Source organism: Stenotrophomonas sp. YJH_SMC_54, assembly GCF_059368435.1.
On the sequence record NZ_JCAFRS010000008.1, the window covers coordinates 96,478 to 109,189 of the forward strand.

Sequence of the window (12,712 nt, forward strand, 5' to 3'; positions counted from 1 at the left end):
GGCGTTGCCCGGCAATGCCCGGTGGGCGTCATGCCCTGCAGCACGCCCGTCATAAGCAAACTGAATCAGCGGGCTCCCCGGCGGTTCCTACAATGGCCTGTCACCCTGCCCTTCGAGATGCTGCCGATGCGCGTCGCGCTTTCCGTGTTGCTGCTGGCTTCGGCGCTGAGCGCCTGCACCCCGGCCCCGGTTTCCACCGCCAACTCCGCCGAGGCACCCGCGCCGGCGTCCGCCATTGCCTGGCGCCAGGGCGATGTGGACGATGCCTTCGCCGAAGCCGCCGACAGCGGCAAGCCGGTGCTGCTGTACTGGGGCGCGGTCTGGTGCCCGCCGTGCAACCAGCTCAAGGCGGGCCTGTTCAAGGACCCGGCCTTCATCGCGCTGACCAGCAAATTCGTTCCCGTCTATCTGGATGGCGACGAGGAAGGTGCGCAGGCCTGGGGCGAGCGCTTCGGCGTACGCGGCTATCCGACCCTGATCGTGCTGGACCCACAGCGCAACGAAATCACCCGCGTGGCCGGCGGCAATGACGCCGCCGAACTGACCCGGGCACTGACCGTTGCCGCAGGCCGCCGCAGTGCTGTTGCCGCCACCCTGGCCACCGCGTTGGCAACGCCGGACCGACTGGCCACCGAAGACTGGCAGGTACTGGGCGACTACGGCTGGGAAGTGGACGCAAACCGCCTGGCCGGCGAGCGCAGGAGCCAGGACGTACTGCGCCAGTTGTCCAAGGCCGCACCGGATGCCGCCCTGCAGCGCCGCTTCGCTCTGCTTGCCTTGGCAACGGCCGAAAAACCCGCTGCCTCGCCCACCGAAGTACGCGAGCTGCTGCAGGCAGTGCTGGCGCAACCGGCAGAAGTACGCCGCAACCGTGAGTTGCTGGGCTATGCAGGCGTGCAGCTGGTCAAGCAGGCCAGCGCTGGGCCAGCCACCAGCAACACGCTGGGACAGCAGCTGCTGGTCGCACTGGAGCGCGCGGACGCCGAGCGCGGTGATCGCGCGGACGACGCGTTGTCGCGTGCGCTGACCGAAGTATCGCTGGCCCGCCAGCAGCAGCCGAAGGGCGCACTGCCCGCGGCCCTGGTTGAGCGGGTCAAGCAGCGCGTGGCCGCTGCCGATGCCGCCGCCACCGATGCGCATGCGCGCCAGGCCACAATCAGCAGCGCGGTCCATGCGCTGCGTGAGGTCGGCGACGACGCGGGTGCCGAGGCGCTGTTGCTGGCCGAGCTGAAGCGCAGCGAACAGCCCTACTACTACATGCCCGAGCTGGCCGAACTGGCCGAGCAGCGCGGCGACACCGCCGGTGCGCTGGAGTGGCTGAAGCGTGCCTACGACGGTGCCCAGGGCCCGGCCACCCGCGTGCAATGGGGCGTGCTGTACGTGGAGGGCCTGCTGAAGCTGGCGCCGGACGATGCACCACGCATCGAGCAGGCCACCACCTCGCTGATCGCCGAACTGGAAGCGCAGCCGTCGGGCTACCACCAGCGCACCCGCCAGCGCTTCGAGCGGCTGGCCGGGCAGTTGAAGACGTGGAGTGGCAAGCACCAGGGTGCGGAGACACTGGCGCGGCTGCAGCAGCGGATGCAGCAGGTATGCGGTGACCAGGTGGATGGTGCGTGCAAGGACTGGTTGAGTTGAGTTGATGAAAACGCTGGCAGCGGGCACGTCAGCGCGCCGGTGAGGTTCGAAAAGCGGGTTCTGGTAGTGCCGGCCGCTGGCCGGCAACCCGACCTTCGCTGATTGCCGGCCAGCGGCCGGCACTACCATGCCGCTCCTGCTCCCTTTCACGCATTTCAATCCTTCCCCTTGACCTCAACCAATGTTGAGGTGCGATAACAGTCTCCCCACGGCCAGCCCCCTGGCCTTCCCCACGGAGACTGATTCGATGTCGTACTCGCTTCCCCCGCTCCCCTACGCCTACGACGCCCTTGAGCCGCATTTCGATGCGCGCACGATGGAGATCCACCACAGCAAGCACCACCAGACCTACGTCAACAACCTCAACGCCGCCATCGAGCAGGCCGGCATCGCCGAGCAGCCGGTCGAGGCGCTGATCGCCAACCTCGATGCCGTGCCCGAGGCGCAGCGTGGCGCGGTCCGCAACAACGGTGGCGGCCACGCCAACCACAGCCTGTTCTGGACCGTACTCAGCACCAACGGTGGTGCACCCGATGATGAGCTGGCCGCCGCCATCGACCGCGATCTTGGCGGCTTCGATGCCTTCAAGGATGCCTTCACCAAGGCGGCGCAGACCCGCTTCGGCAGCGGCTGGGCCTGGCTGACCAGCGATCGCGATGGCCGCCTGCAGGTGGAAAGCAGCGCCAACCAGGACAGCCCGCTGATGGGTGCAGCCGTGGGCCTGTCCGGCAACACCCCGATCCTCGCACTGGATGTCTGGGAACACGCCTACTACCTGCACTACCAGAACCGTCGCCCGGACTACATCGGTGCGTTCTTCAACATCATCAACTGGGCCGAGGTCGGCCGGCGCTACCGCCAGGCCAGGGCCTCATGAGCGGCGAGACAATGCCGTACGCCGGGCCGTGGGCGGGGGTATTCCCCGCCCCGGCCCCGGTGCCGTCGGTCGAGATGCCGCCGCGCGCACTGCGGCGGCTGCTCGGCCACTTTCCTACCGGCGTGGCCATCGTCTGCGCACGCGATGCGCAGGGCAAGCCCATCGGCCTGACCATCAATTCGTTCGTGCCGGTGTCATTGCAGCCGCCCCTGGTGCTGTGGAACCTGGCATTGCACGCGCAGAGCCTGTCCACCTTCCAGCGCGCCACCCGCTTTGCGATCAGCGTGCTGGCGGCCGACCAGGAAGCGCTGGCCCGGCGCTTCGCCGATCCGCAGGTGCGCAACCGCTTCGATGGCCTGGCATTGCTGGATGACGACGAGGACGCCCCACCGCGCATCGCCGGTGCGGTCGCCCATCTCACCTGTACCCGCCACGCACAGTGGCCGGTGGGCGATCACCTGCTGCTGGCCGGCCGCATCATCGACGTGCACGAGAACGGCGGCGCGCCGCTGCTGTTCCATCGGGGCCGCTTCCAGCCCGGCCCAGCCGAGCTGCTGGTGGAGGTGCGCTGATGAACATTGAAGCTCTGGAATGCATGCTTGCCGCCGGCAAGGACGGCGCGCTGCTGCGCTTCGGCCTGGGCAAGGGCTGGCTGGATGCCGGCAACCCGGTGCGCGCGGCGACCCATCTGGGCCGTTGCGTGGTGCTTGATCCGCAGTACTCGGCGGCGTGGAAGCTGCTGGGCAAGGCCTGGCTGGCCAGTGGCCAGCCGCAGGCGGCGCGCGAAGCATGGCAACGCGGCCTGAGCGTGGCCGGCAGCAAGGGCGACCAGCAGGCACGCAAGGAAATGCAGGTGTTCCTGCGACGCCTGGACCGCGAGCAGGCGGACCTGGCGAAAGCGGGCTGAGTCGATCAGCCCGCGTTGGCCGATGCCGGTGCGGACATGATGTCCGACATCGGCAGGCGGCGCGGCTTGCTCGGGAACGCGTGACGCAGGATGCGCCAGACCACCTGGCCGAACTGGCGCGGCAGCGAGCCGTTGTTGTAGTGCTGGCCGTAACGGCGGCAGATGTCCTTCACTTCCTTGGCGATGGCCGCATAGCGGTTGGCCGGCAGGTCCGGGTAGAAGTGGTGCTCGATCTGGTGGCTGAGGTTGCCCGACAGCACGTTGATCAGGAAGCCGCCACTGATGTTGGACGACCCGCGCAGCTGGCGCAGGTACCAGTGGCCGCGCGATTCATTGCGCAGGCATTCCTTCGGGAAGGTTTCCGATTCGGCGGTGAAGTGGCCGCAGAAGATGATCACGTAGGTCCAGATGTTGCGCAGGCCGTTGGCCACCATGTTGCCCAGCATCACGGTGAGGAAGAACGGGCCGGCCAGCAGCGGGAAGAACACGTAGTCCTTCAGCACCTGGCGGGCCATTTTCCGCGCCACCGGGCGGGTCTGCATCCACATCGCACGGCCGCTGATGCGGCCCTTCAGCCAACGGCCCAGGCGCAGGTCCTGCGCGGCCACGCCCCACTGGAACAGCAGCGCGAAGATCGGTGCGATGATCGGCTGCAGCAGGTAGAACGGCTTCCAGCGCTGTTCCGGGAAGATGCGCAGCAGGCCGTAGCCGATGTCATCGTCCATGCCACGCACGTTGGTGTAGGTGTGGTGGCGGAAATTGTGGGTCTTGCGCCAGTTGTCGGCGGTGGCAACGATATCCCACTCGTAGGTGTTGCCATTGAGCTTGGGGTCGCCGGTCCAGTCGAACTGGCCGTGCATGACGTTGTGGCCCAGCTCCATGTTCTCCAGGATCTTCGACAGCGCCAGCAGCAGCGTGCCGGTGATCGCGGCCGGCCACAGCAGCGGCATCCAGAACAGTGGCGAGAACGCCGCAAGGAACAGCAGGCCACGGCCGCCCACGCCGAACCAGCGCACGGCGGCAGCCACGCGACGGATGTAGCGGGTATCGGAGGCGCCGAGGCTGCCGATCACACGGTCGCGGATCGCGTCGAGTTCCTCACCGAAGGCATGCATCTCGGCAGTACTCAGGGCACGGTCGGTAGCGCGGGTCATGGCAGGCGTCCTCAGAGATCCAAAGTCAGGTCGGTGGTCGGTGCGCTCACGCAGATCCGCACCGGTTGTGCCGATTCGGACTGCAGGTCGCCGGTGCGCAGATGGCGGGTGGCGCCACTGACGCGATCACAGGTGCAGGTATTGCAGATGCCCATGCGGCAACCATGCTTGGGCTTGATGCCATGGGCTTCCAGGCTTTCCAGCAGCGAGCGGCCACGCGGCACGCTCAGCTGGCGGCCACTGCGCGCGAGCGTCAGCGACACCTCGCCTTCGCTGCTGGCATCGCGCAGCGGCGCCGGCGGGGTGAAGGCTTCGGCCTGGAAGCCAGCCACCTGGTGCGCCAGGCGCTCACGCGCGGCAGCAACGAAGCCGTCCGGGCCGCAGGCCAGCACATGGCGCTGCGCCAGCGGCGTGTCATCGCCGGCCACCTGCAGATCATGGGTATCGATTCGCGCGGCCGGCACCTCACCCTCGCGGGTGGTCAGCAGGTGCACGCGCAGGTTCGGATGGGCCGCGGCCAGCGCCTGCAGTTCATCACGGAACTGCAGATGGGCGGCGGTGCGCTCCCAGTAGAACAGGTCCACCGGCGCTGCCAGCGGGCGCTGGCAGGCCTCGCGCAACAGGCTGCGCATCGGCGTGATGCCGCTGCCGGCCGCCAGCAGCAGCACCGGCGCCGCGGCCGGCATATGGAACTCGCCGAAGGCGGCATCGAGGCGGAACAGTTCGCCCGGCTGCGCGTGGTTGACCAGATGCTGGCTGACCCGGCCGCCGTCGATCGCCTTGACGGTGATCGCCAGCTCGCGCCGACCCAGTGCGGTGGGGCTGTAGCTGCGCTGCCACAGGCGTCCTTCAATCTCGACGCCGAGGGTGACGTGCTGGCCGGCACGCATGCCGGCCCAGTGCCGGTTGGTGCGCAGGACCAGGGTCGCCGCGCCCTCGCCGGCCGGCTCACGCCGGACCAGGCGGGCCACCGGCTCGCGCAGGGTCCACAGGGGATTGAGCTGGCCCGCCCAGAAATCGAACAGCGACGGCGAGACCCAGCGGTAGGGAGAGAACAGGGACGGACGGACGACAGCGCTCATGAGCGAACTATACGGGCGCACATACACCTGTGTATACATGTGTATATTGAACCGGATTGGGTATGATTCAGCCTCGCCCCACCGGAACCCCCATGGCCGCCGCCACCGCCTTGTCGCCGCCCGAAGATGCCAACAGCCCGGCCCGCCGTACGGTGAGCCGCGAGGATCTGCTGGCCGCCGCCCTGAAACTGATCGGGCCGCACCGCAGCCTGTCGACGCTCAGCCTGCGCGAAGTGGCACGTGAGGCCGGCATCTCGCCGAACAGCTTCTACCGTCAGTTCCGCGACATGGATGAACTGGCCGTGGCGCTGATCGACGCCGCCGGCCGCTCGCTGCGCACCATCATCGGCGAGGCCCGCCAGCGCGCCACCTCCACCGCCACCAGCGTGGTGCGCGTTTCCGTGGAGACCTTCATGGAGCAGCTGCGCGCCGACGACAAGCTGCTGCACGTGCTGCTGCGCGAAGGCGCGGTCGGCTCGGACGACTTCAAGCACGCGGTCGAACGCGAGCTGCACTACTTCGAAGAAGAGCTGCAGCACGACCTGGTGCGCCTGGCCGCACTGGATGGCGCCGTACTGCATGCCCCGGAACTGGTGGCCAAGGCCATCACCCGGCTGGTGTTCGCGATGGGCGCCACCGCCATGGACCTGCCGCCGGAGAAGGATCCGGAACTGGTCGAGCAGATCTCCACGATGATCCGCATGATCATCGTCGGCGCCCGCACCCCCGCCGCGTTCCGCCGCGGCTGATTCCTGCCCGATTGCCGGATCGATGGCGTCCGGCCCTGGCGGCAGACGCTGCGCTCCCCAGTGGGTCTTCACCTCGATTGTCGCAGCGCAGCGACGGACGCCCGCGCGCCTGCATGAACTGGATCACCCGTCACATATCTACATATGTGAATAGGGTTTCGCGTGGTTCCAACACGATCTTCATGACGCCCTCACCTGCCGTGCACTATTCCAGCACGGCGACCCATTCAGCTGAATACGTCAGTGAACGGCGTTTGAACCCAATCGGTGTCGCTGCAGGCGTTTCAGATTAATTGCATGGCCCAGGCAAGACCCGATCCGCACAGTGCCGCCTCCGGCCCTGCGGATGCAGGTCCCACCCAACGTTCCAAGGAGACACATCCATGCGCATGATGCAGTTCACACCGAAGATTGCTTCCACTTTTGTCCGATCACGGCTGAGCCAGATTATTGCCACCGCATTGATTCTGGCCGGTGGAGCGTCGTGGGCGCAGGCCCAGTCGATCGGCCCAGGGCAGACGCTCGTGATCACGCCGGGCAGCCCTCGCGAAGGCACCCAAGTATCGTTGGCTGGTGGAACGCTCATTGTTCGCGACGCGAACGTAGGCAGGATCAGTTCGGCTTCAACTGCAGGTGGTCAGCCGTCAAGCATCCAACTGTACGGCGCAACGCTCAACAACGCCTCAACAAGCCCGAGCCAGGTTGCAAACAGCAATGCCATCCTTGATAACTCAACAGTTCTCGGCGGCATGACGCTCTCTTCGCAACGACATTCCCCCGAGCGCCCCCGCGCTTCAATCACAGCAAACGAAAGCCAGATCAGCGGGCGTTCTTTCGCACTCAATGCAAACGCCGGCGGCACCTTGAATGCCAGCAGGACACAATTGACCAGCGACATGATTGCCATTCGAATTGGTGCTGCTGCGGTCAACCTTCGGAGTGGATCCAGCGCCATTGGCGAAGAAAATGGCATCAGGATGAGCTATTCCACCGTGCTCGCTGCCGAGTCTCCCGACAGCTCCTACTGGGGATTGCTCGTAGATGATTCGCGGCTGGAAGGGCGAGCCGGAGCCGCATTGTCGCTTGCTGCTGGGACGCACCCTGAAGTCATGCGAGTCGCCCTGCAGAACAATGCCGTTCTGGTCGGAGGCAATGGGAATATCATTGAGATCGGTAGCGATGCTGCCTATGACATCACCGCCCGCACCTCCACGCTCAAGGGCGATATCACCATCGCCGATACCGCCACCGGCGCGCTGCGCTTCCTCGACGGCCTCGACCTCACCGGCCGCATCCTCGGCCCGGCCGATGTCACCGTCGACCAGGGCGGCCGCTGGATGCTGTCCGGCGACAGCAACACCGGCAACCTCACCCTGGGTGCGGGCAGCGACATCCTGCTCGGGCCGGGTGAGTTCCGCCAGCTGACCGTCAACGGCAACTATGTCGGCCAGGGCGGCACGCTGCACTTCAATACGGTGATGGCCGCCGACGATGCGCCGACTTCGAAGGTGCACGTCACCGGCGATGCAAGCGGCAACACCCGGATCGTGGTCAACAACATCAATGGCGCCGGTGCGCAGACCGTCAACGGCATTCCGCTGGTGCAGGTGGACGGTGCCAGCAATGGCAAGTTCACTCTGCAGGGCCGTGCCATCGGCGGCATGCACGAGTACTTCCTGCACAAAGGCTCGCCGGGCGCCGCCAACGGCAACTGGTACCTGACCTCGGTCTACACCGGCAATCCGTGCGATATCAATCCGTCGCTGCCGGAGTGCACGCCGGTGGATCCCGTGGACCCGGTCGACCCCGTGGACCCGGTCGATCCCACCGATCCCACCGATCCGGTCCCCGTGCTGCGTCCGGAGCCGGGCGCGTACCTGGCCAACCAGGCCGCGGCCGTGCAGATGTTCCAGCTGCGCCGCCATGATCGCGGCGAGCCCGGTTTCGACCGCGCCCGCACCGGCACCTGGGTGCGCGCCGGGCGTGACCAGCTGCAGGCCAACGTGGCCGGCCAGGTCGATGCCCGTACCCACATCAACACCCTGCAGCTGGGCAGCGATGTCTGGCGCTGGGGCGATGGCCGTGGCCAGGTCGGCGTCATGCTCGGCACCGGCGAGGCGACCACACAGGCGGTGTCGACGCTGAGCGGTTATGGCACCCGCGGCAAGGTCAAGGGCAAGTCGGCCGGTGTCTACCTGGGCTGGGTTCAGGATGCACAGAGCAGTGCCGGCCTGTATGTGGACGGCTGGCTGCAGGCGGCGCGCTTCGACAACGAGGTGCAGGGCGAAGGCATCGCCCGTGAGACCTACGACTCCAGGACCCGCAGTGCATCGTTGGAAGCCGGTTATGCCTGGGCCATCCGCAGCACTGAGGCCAGCACGCTGTACCTTCAGCCGCAGGCGCAGCTGACCTGGACCGACTACGACGGCGACAGTCTGGTTGAAAACAATGGCACCACGGTCGAAGACGGTCGCGGCGGCGGCCTCAACAGCCGCCTCGGCCTGCGCCTGTTTGGCCAGAGCACGCTGCAGGGCAACCGCGTGCAGCCGTTCCTGGCAGCGAACTGGCTGCGTGGCCAGCGCGATGAGGCCATGCGCTTCAACAGCGAGTCGTTGAGCGCGAAGACGCCGGAGAACCGCTACGAAGTGCAGGCCGGTGCCCAGCTGCAGCTGGGCCAGCGTTGGAGCGCATGGGGTGACCTGCGTGTGCAGCGCGGCGACAGCGGCTACCGCAACCATGGAGCCCAGGTGGGTCTGCGCGCCGCCTGGTAAGGCCAACGCCGCCCCGGGCCCAGGCCCGGGGCGGTGTTCCTCAACTCCCCTCGCACCCTGCCGGGAATGACATCCGGCAGGGTTCTGGCGCTTATTTGTAATGTTATAACCTCGTCGTCCGCGATGTTCTGATCCCGCTTTCGGCTTCGTGATTGCACGGACTTATTTATATAGCCGTTGCTATATTTATAACCCTCTGCTTTCATATGCGTCAGCCAGGTCGCCCTCGCCGCCTTTCCTCTCCCAAGGACGACGCCTTCATGCCCGTTGCCACACCCCTCTTCCATCGGCTGCCCCTGGCCGCCGCCATCGCCCTGACCCTGCCGCTGCCCGCACTGGCCGCCACACCGAAGCCGACCGAGCTGGACCGCGTGCAGGTGAAAGTCAGCACCGCCACCCGCAGCGAACGCCTGCTGTCCGATGTCCCGATCCGCACCGAAGTGCTGCGCAAGGAAGACATCGCGTTGCGCGCGGCCACCGACTTCTCCCGTGCCGCCGAGCTGATCAACGGCCTGCGCGTGGAAAGCAACTGCCAGAACTGCAACACCAGCGAAGTACAGCTGCTGGGCCTGCCCGGTGCCTACAACCAGCTGCTGTTCGATGGCATCCCGCTGCTGTCCACGCTGGGCAGCGTGTACGGCCTGGAACAGATCCCGGCCGGGTTCGTCGACCGCATCGAAGTGGTCAAGGGCGGTGGCTCGGCGCTGTACGGCCCGGGTGCGGTTGCCGGTGTGATCAACCTGATTCCGCCGCTGCCGGCGCGCAGCGGTGGCCATGTGCAGGCCGGCGTGGATGTCCTGAAAGGCACGCCGCAGAAGAACGCCGACGTGCGGCTGGACCTGGTGGCCAAGGAAGCAGACGCCGGCCTGTCGGTGATTGCCCAGCGCAACTGGAACAGCGGCATCGACTACAACGGTGACGGCTACACCGAAATCACCCGCAAGAACCTCAAGGTCGGCGGGCTGCAGGCCTGGTACGCACCGACGCCGGGAACGCGGCTGCGCCTGGACCTGCAGGTGACCGATGAAACCCGGCGTGGCGGCAACCGCCTGGACCAGCCGGAATACCTGGCCAACATCGCCGAATCGCTGGATACGAAATACCGCCGCGGCAGCGTGTCGTGGGACCAGGAAATCAATGCCGACGTCGATTTCCGCCTGGCCTACGCCTTCGCCGACATTGACCGCGACAGCTTCTATGGCGGTCTGGGCGACGTAGTCACCGATCCGTCCGCGCCGGGCTATGACCCGTCGCAGCTGGACCCGAACGTGGCCGGCAGCGCGGCCTCGCGTTCGTGGCGCCAGTACGGCCGCACCCACAACCCGCTGCACTACATCGACAGCCAGTTGAACTGGCGGTTGGGTGCGCACGCGCTGGCCTTCGGCGTGCAGTACAAGCACGAGGCGCTGCGCGACGACAACCGCACCGGTGACGGCCAGCGTCTTGCGGTACTGGAGGATGCGACCTTCCACAACCTGGGCGCCTTCATCCAGGACGAGTGGAGCCTGCGCGACAACGTCGACCTGGTGTTGGGTGCACGCGTGGACAAGAGCTCGGAACTGGACAGCGCGGTGTTCTCGCCGCGCATCGCGCTGGCCTGGCAGGCCACGCCCAACCTGAAGTGGCGTGCCGGCATCGCCACCGGCTTCCGTGCTCCCGAGATCTTCGTCGAGGACGTGCATGTCGACACGCTGGGTGGCGAACAGGTGCGCGTGCGCAACACCGATGGCCTGAAGGAAGAGCGCGCGTTGACCACCCTGTTCGGCTTCGACTGGCGCTCGGACCCGGCCAATCCGGTGTGGAGCTGGGATGCCACTGCCTCCTATGCACGCATCCGCGACACCTTCGCGCTGGGCGAGATCCAGCGTGGCGATGACGGACAGCTGAGCCAGCTGCGCTACAACGCCTCCGGCTCCAACGTGCTGGGCGCGGAAACCAACCTCGGCTGGCAGCCGTCGCCGCAGTGGCGCCTGACCGCCGGTGCCTCGTGGTACCGCTCACGCTTCCGCGAACCGCAGCGCATCTTCGACGACACCGGCGATGGCGGCGACACCGTGATCGAAAGCCGCGACTACCTGAAGACCCCGCGCTGGACCGGCCTGGCCCAGCTCAGCTGGATGCCCGCCGAGCCGTGGGAAACCTTCGTCGCGCTGCGCCACACCGGCCCGATGGCGGTGCTGAACAACCGGCTGGGCGAGCTGCACCGTACGCGCTCGTTCCTGGTCACCGATCTTGGTGCGCGCTGGCACCGGCATCTGGGCGCGCAGGCGCAGCAGGAAGTGTCGGTAGCCGCAGGCGTCAAGAACGTGTTCGATCAGCGCCAGAAGGATCTGGAGATGGGCGCGCTGCGTGACAGCGACTATGTCTACGGGCCGCGTTTCGCGCGCTCGTGGTACGTCAACCTGCGCTATGCGTTCTGAAGCACTGCGAGCGCTGTTGCTGGCCTGTGCCGCGCTGCTGGCCGCACCGGCGGTGGCTGCGGACCTGCACGCACAGGTTTCGGCCTCGCTGATGCGGCCGGAACAGCGCTCGCTGCGACCGATGCAGTGGACGCCGCCGCCGAAACTGGTGGCGCTGTACTTCGGCGCCGACTGGTGTGCACCGTGCCATGCCTTCGTACCCACGCTGCGCAGCGTGCGCGACGCGTTGCGCGAGGCCGGCGCCGATACCGAAGTGGTGTACGTCAGCCTGGATGAGAGCGAGAGCGCACTGCGCCGCTACATGCATGCACAGGACATGCCGTGGCCGGTATTGGACCCACGCCGCGCCGCGCGCATGCCGGCACTGCAGGCGTTGGCTGGGCTGGCACCGCCGAATCTGGTGCTGATCGATGCCGACGGCGCGGTGTTGGCCAATGGCTGGCAAGGCCGGCGCTATGAAGGCCTGCAGCCGGTGTTGAAGGAATGGACGAAACGGGCGTGCGCGCAGGAACAGGCACGCTGCCCGCCTGGATTGTAGGGTCGCGCGAAATGCCGCCGGGCATGGCCCGGCGCCACCGCTACGGCGCCCCGCCCTCGGCCTTGCGCACGAACGCTTCGAACAAGGCCAGCGTCTGCTCGCTCACATGGTGCTCGATGCCCTCGGCATCGCGCCGCGCGGTATCCGCGTCCACGCCCAGCGCCAGCAGGAATCGCTCCACGGTCTGGTGGCGCTGGCGGCTGGCATGTGCCAGCGCCTCGCCTTCCGGGGTCAGGAACACACCGCGGTACGGCCGCTGCACCACCCAGCCATCACGGGCCAGGCGCCGCAGCATCTTCGCCACGGTGGGCTGGGCCACGCCCAGGCGGGTGGCGATGTCGACTTGGCGGGCCTCGCCGCCGTCGGCCAGCAGGTCCGAGATCAGCTCGACATAGTCCTCCACCAGCTCCATCCGGTGCGCCTCGCGCACTTGCCGGAAGCTCTCGACCTGGCGCTCGGCCTCGATCAAGGGGGTGCTTTTCAGCGATGTCGAATCGTCGGTCTTGCCCACGCCTGCGCCTGTCCTTCCGGGGTGATCCGGTGTTGAACCTGAATTCTGGACCAGTAACGCGATAA

Annotated in this window: 12 protein-coding genes; 8 read left to right on the top strand and 4 right to left on the bottom strand. The window is 67.0% G+C overall.

All coding sequences use genetic code 11. From position 1 onward, the window contains the following. Positions 1-117 precede the first annotated feature (117 nt). From AC5P5S_RS11395 to AC5P5S_RS11410, 4 genes are all read left to right on the top strand, one after another. Complete coding sequence (locus tag AC5P5S_RS11395; protein WP_062606209.1) at positions 118-1,638, top strand: thioredoxin family protein; 1,521 nt, start codon at positions 118-120, stop codon at positions 1,636-1,638. A 247-nt stretch (positions 1,639-1,885) separates the two neighbouring features. Beyond that, positions 1,886-2,515: a superoxide dismutase gene (locus tag AC5P5S_RS11400; protein ID WP_062606210.1), complete on the top strand. Its 630-nt coding sequence runs from the start codon at positions 1,886-1,888 to the stop codon at positions 2,513-2,515. Then, positions 2,512-3,087: a flavin reductase family protein gene (locus AC5P5S_RS11405; RefSeq protein WP_060380633.1), complete on the top strand. Its 576-nt coding sequence runs from the start codon at positions 2,512-2,514 to the stop codon at positions 3,085-3,087. Before AC5P5S_RS11400 ends, AC5P5S_RS11405 begins: the two co-directional genes overlap by 4 nt. Then, entirely contained in the window at positions 3,087-3,422 is a 336-nt protein-coding gene (locus tag AC5P5S_RS11410) for a tetratricopeptide repeat protein (protein WP_005409958.1), read from the top strand. The genes AC5P5S_RS11405 and AC5P5S_RS11410 overlap by 1 nt, the downstream gene beginning before the upstream one ends. A gap of 5 nt (positions 3,423-3,427) precedes the next feature. On the opposite strand, the gene AC5P5S_RS11415 is transcribed toward AC5P5S_RS11410, so the two are convergent. Both AC5P5S_RS11415 and AC5P5S_RS11420 read right to left on the bottom strand, forming a co-directional pair. After that, complete coding sequence (locus tag AC5P5S_RS11415) at positions 3,428-4,576, bottom strand: fatty acid desaturase family protein (protein WP_005413710.1); 1,149 nt, start codon at positions 4,574-4,576, stop codon at positions 3,428-3,430. Between the two features lie 11 nt (positions 4,577-4,587). Further along, complete coding sequence (locus tag AC5P5S_RS11420) at positions 4,588-5,658, bottom strand: ferredoxin reductase (RefSeq protein WP_043035259.1); 1,071 nt, start codon at positions 5,656-5,658, stop codon at positions 4,588-4,590. Positions 5,659-5,750: 92 nt separating this feature from the next. Between AC5P5S_RS11420 and fabR the strand changes: the two genes are divergently transcribed. Continuing rightward, on the top strand, positions 5,751-6,407 hold the full coding sequence (gene fabR, locus AC5P5S_RS11425) for an HTH-type transcriptional repressor FabR (RefSeq protein WP_062606212.1): 657 nt from the start codon (positions 5,751-5,753) through the stop codon (positions 6,405-6,407). A gap of 637 nt (positions 6,408-7,044) precedes the next feature. Here the strand turns inward: fabR and AC5P5S_RS11430 are convergent. After that, positions 7,045-7,305 carry a hypothetical protein gene (locus AC5P5S_RS11430; protein WP_224481959.1) on the bottom strand — a complete coding sequence of 87 codons (261 nt, stop codon included), beginning with the start codon at positions 7,303-7,305 and terminating at the stop codon, positions 7,045-7,047. A 211-nt stretch (positions 7,306-7,516) separates the two neighbouring features. Here AC5P5S_RS11430 and AC5P5S_RS11435 point away from each other — a divergent pair, with 211 nt between their 5' ends. The 3 genes from AC5P5S_RS11435 to AC5P5S_RS11445 all read left to right on the top strand — a co-directional run bounded on the left by AC5P5S_RS11435 (position 7,517) and on the right by AC5P5S_RS11445 (position 12,136). After that, positions 7,517-9,178, top strand: a complete 1,662-nt coding sequence (locus AC5P5S_RS11435) for an autotransporter family protein (RefSeq protein WP_224481958.1) — start codon at positions 7,517-7,519, stop codon at positions 9,176-9,178. 260 nt (positions 9,179-9,438) lie between these two features. Continuing rightward, positions 9,439-11,598, top strand: a complete 2,160-nt coding sequence (locus tag AC5P5S_RS11440; RefSeq protein ID WP_044570396.1) for a TonB-dependent receptor plug domain-containing protein — start codon at positions 9,439-9,441, stop codon at positions 11,596-11,598. Beyond that, positions 11,588-12,136: a thioredoxin-like domain-containing protein gene (locus AC5P5S_RS11445; protein WP_049396543.1), complete on the top strand. Its 549-nt coding sequence runs from the start codon at positions 11,588-11,590 to the stop codon at positions 12,134-12,136. The genes AC5P5S_RS11440 and AC5P5S_RS11445 overlap by 11 nt, the downstream gene beginning before the upstream one ends. A 40-nt stretch (positions 12,137-12,176) precedes the next feature. Here AC5P5S_RS11445 and mntR read toward each other — a convergent pair whose 3' ends face one another. Beyond that, on the bottom strand, positions 12,177-12,647 hold the full coding sequence (gene mntR, locus AC5P5S_RS11450) for a manganese-binding transcriptional regulator MntR (protein WP_005413716.1): 471 nt from the start codon (positions 12,645-12,647) through the stop codon (positions 12,177-12,179). Positions 12,648-12,712: the final 65 nt, after the last annotated feature.

What these genes read in the sequence shown, in the direction of transcription:
- AC5P5S_RS11395 (WP_062606209.1), top strand. Translation starts at nt 118, where the DNA reads ATGCTGCCGATGCGCGTCGCGCTTTCCGTGTTGCTGCTGGCTTCGGCG.
- AC5P5S_RS11400 (WP_062606210.1), top strand. Translation starts at nt 1,886, where the DNA reads ATGTCGTACTCGCTTCCCCCGCTCCCCTACGCCTACGACGCCCTTGAG.
- AC5P5S_RS11405 (WP_060380633.1), top strand. Translation starts at nt 2,512, where the DNA reads ATGAGCGGCGAGACAATGCCGTACGCCGGGCCGTGGGCGGGGGTATTC.
- AC5P5S_RS11410 (WP_005409958.1), top strand. Translation starts at nt 3,087, where the DNA reads ATGAACATTGAAGCTCTGGAATGCATGCTTGCCGCCGGCAAGGACGGC.
- AC5P5S_RS11415 (WP_005413710.1), bottom strand. Translation starts at nt 4,576, where the DNA reads ATGACCCGCGCTACCGACCGTGCCCTGAGTACTGCCGAGATGCATGCC.
- AC5P5S_RS11420 (WP_043035259.1), bottom strand. Translation starts at nt 5,658, where the DNA reads ATGAGCGCTGTCGTCCGTCCGTCCCTGTTCTCTCCCTACCGCTGGGTC.
- fabR (WP_062606212.1), top strand. Translation starts at nt 5,751, where the DNA reads ATGGCCGCCGCCACCGCCTTGTCGCCGCCCGAAGATGCCAACAGCCCG.
- AC5P5S_RS11430 (WP_224481959.1), bottom strand. Translation starts at nt 7,305, where the DNA reads ATGTCGCTGGTCAATTGTGTCCTGCTGGCATTCAAGGTGCCGCCGGCG.
- AC5P5S_RS11435 (WP_224481958.1), top strand. Translation starts at nt 7,517, where the DNA reads ATGCGAGTCGCCCTGCAGAACAATGCCGTTCTGGTCGGAGGCAATGGG.
- AC5P5S_RS11440 (WP_044570396.1), top strand. Translation starts at nt 9,439, where the DNA reads ATGCCCGTTGCCACACCCCTCTTCCATCGGCTGCCCCTGGCCGCCGCC.
- AC5P5S_RS11445 (WP_049396543.1), top strand. Translation starts at nt 11,588, where the DNA reads ATGCGTTCTGAAGCACTGCGAGCGCTGTTGCTGGCCTGTGCCGCGCTG.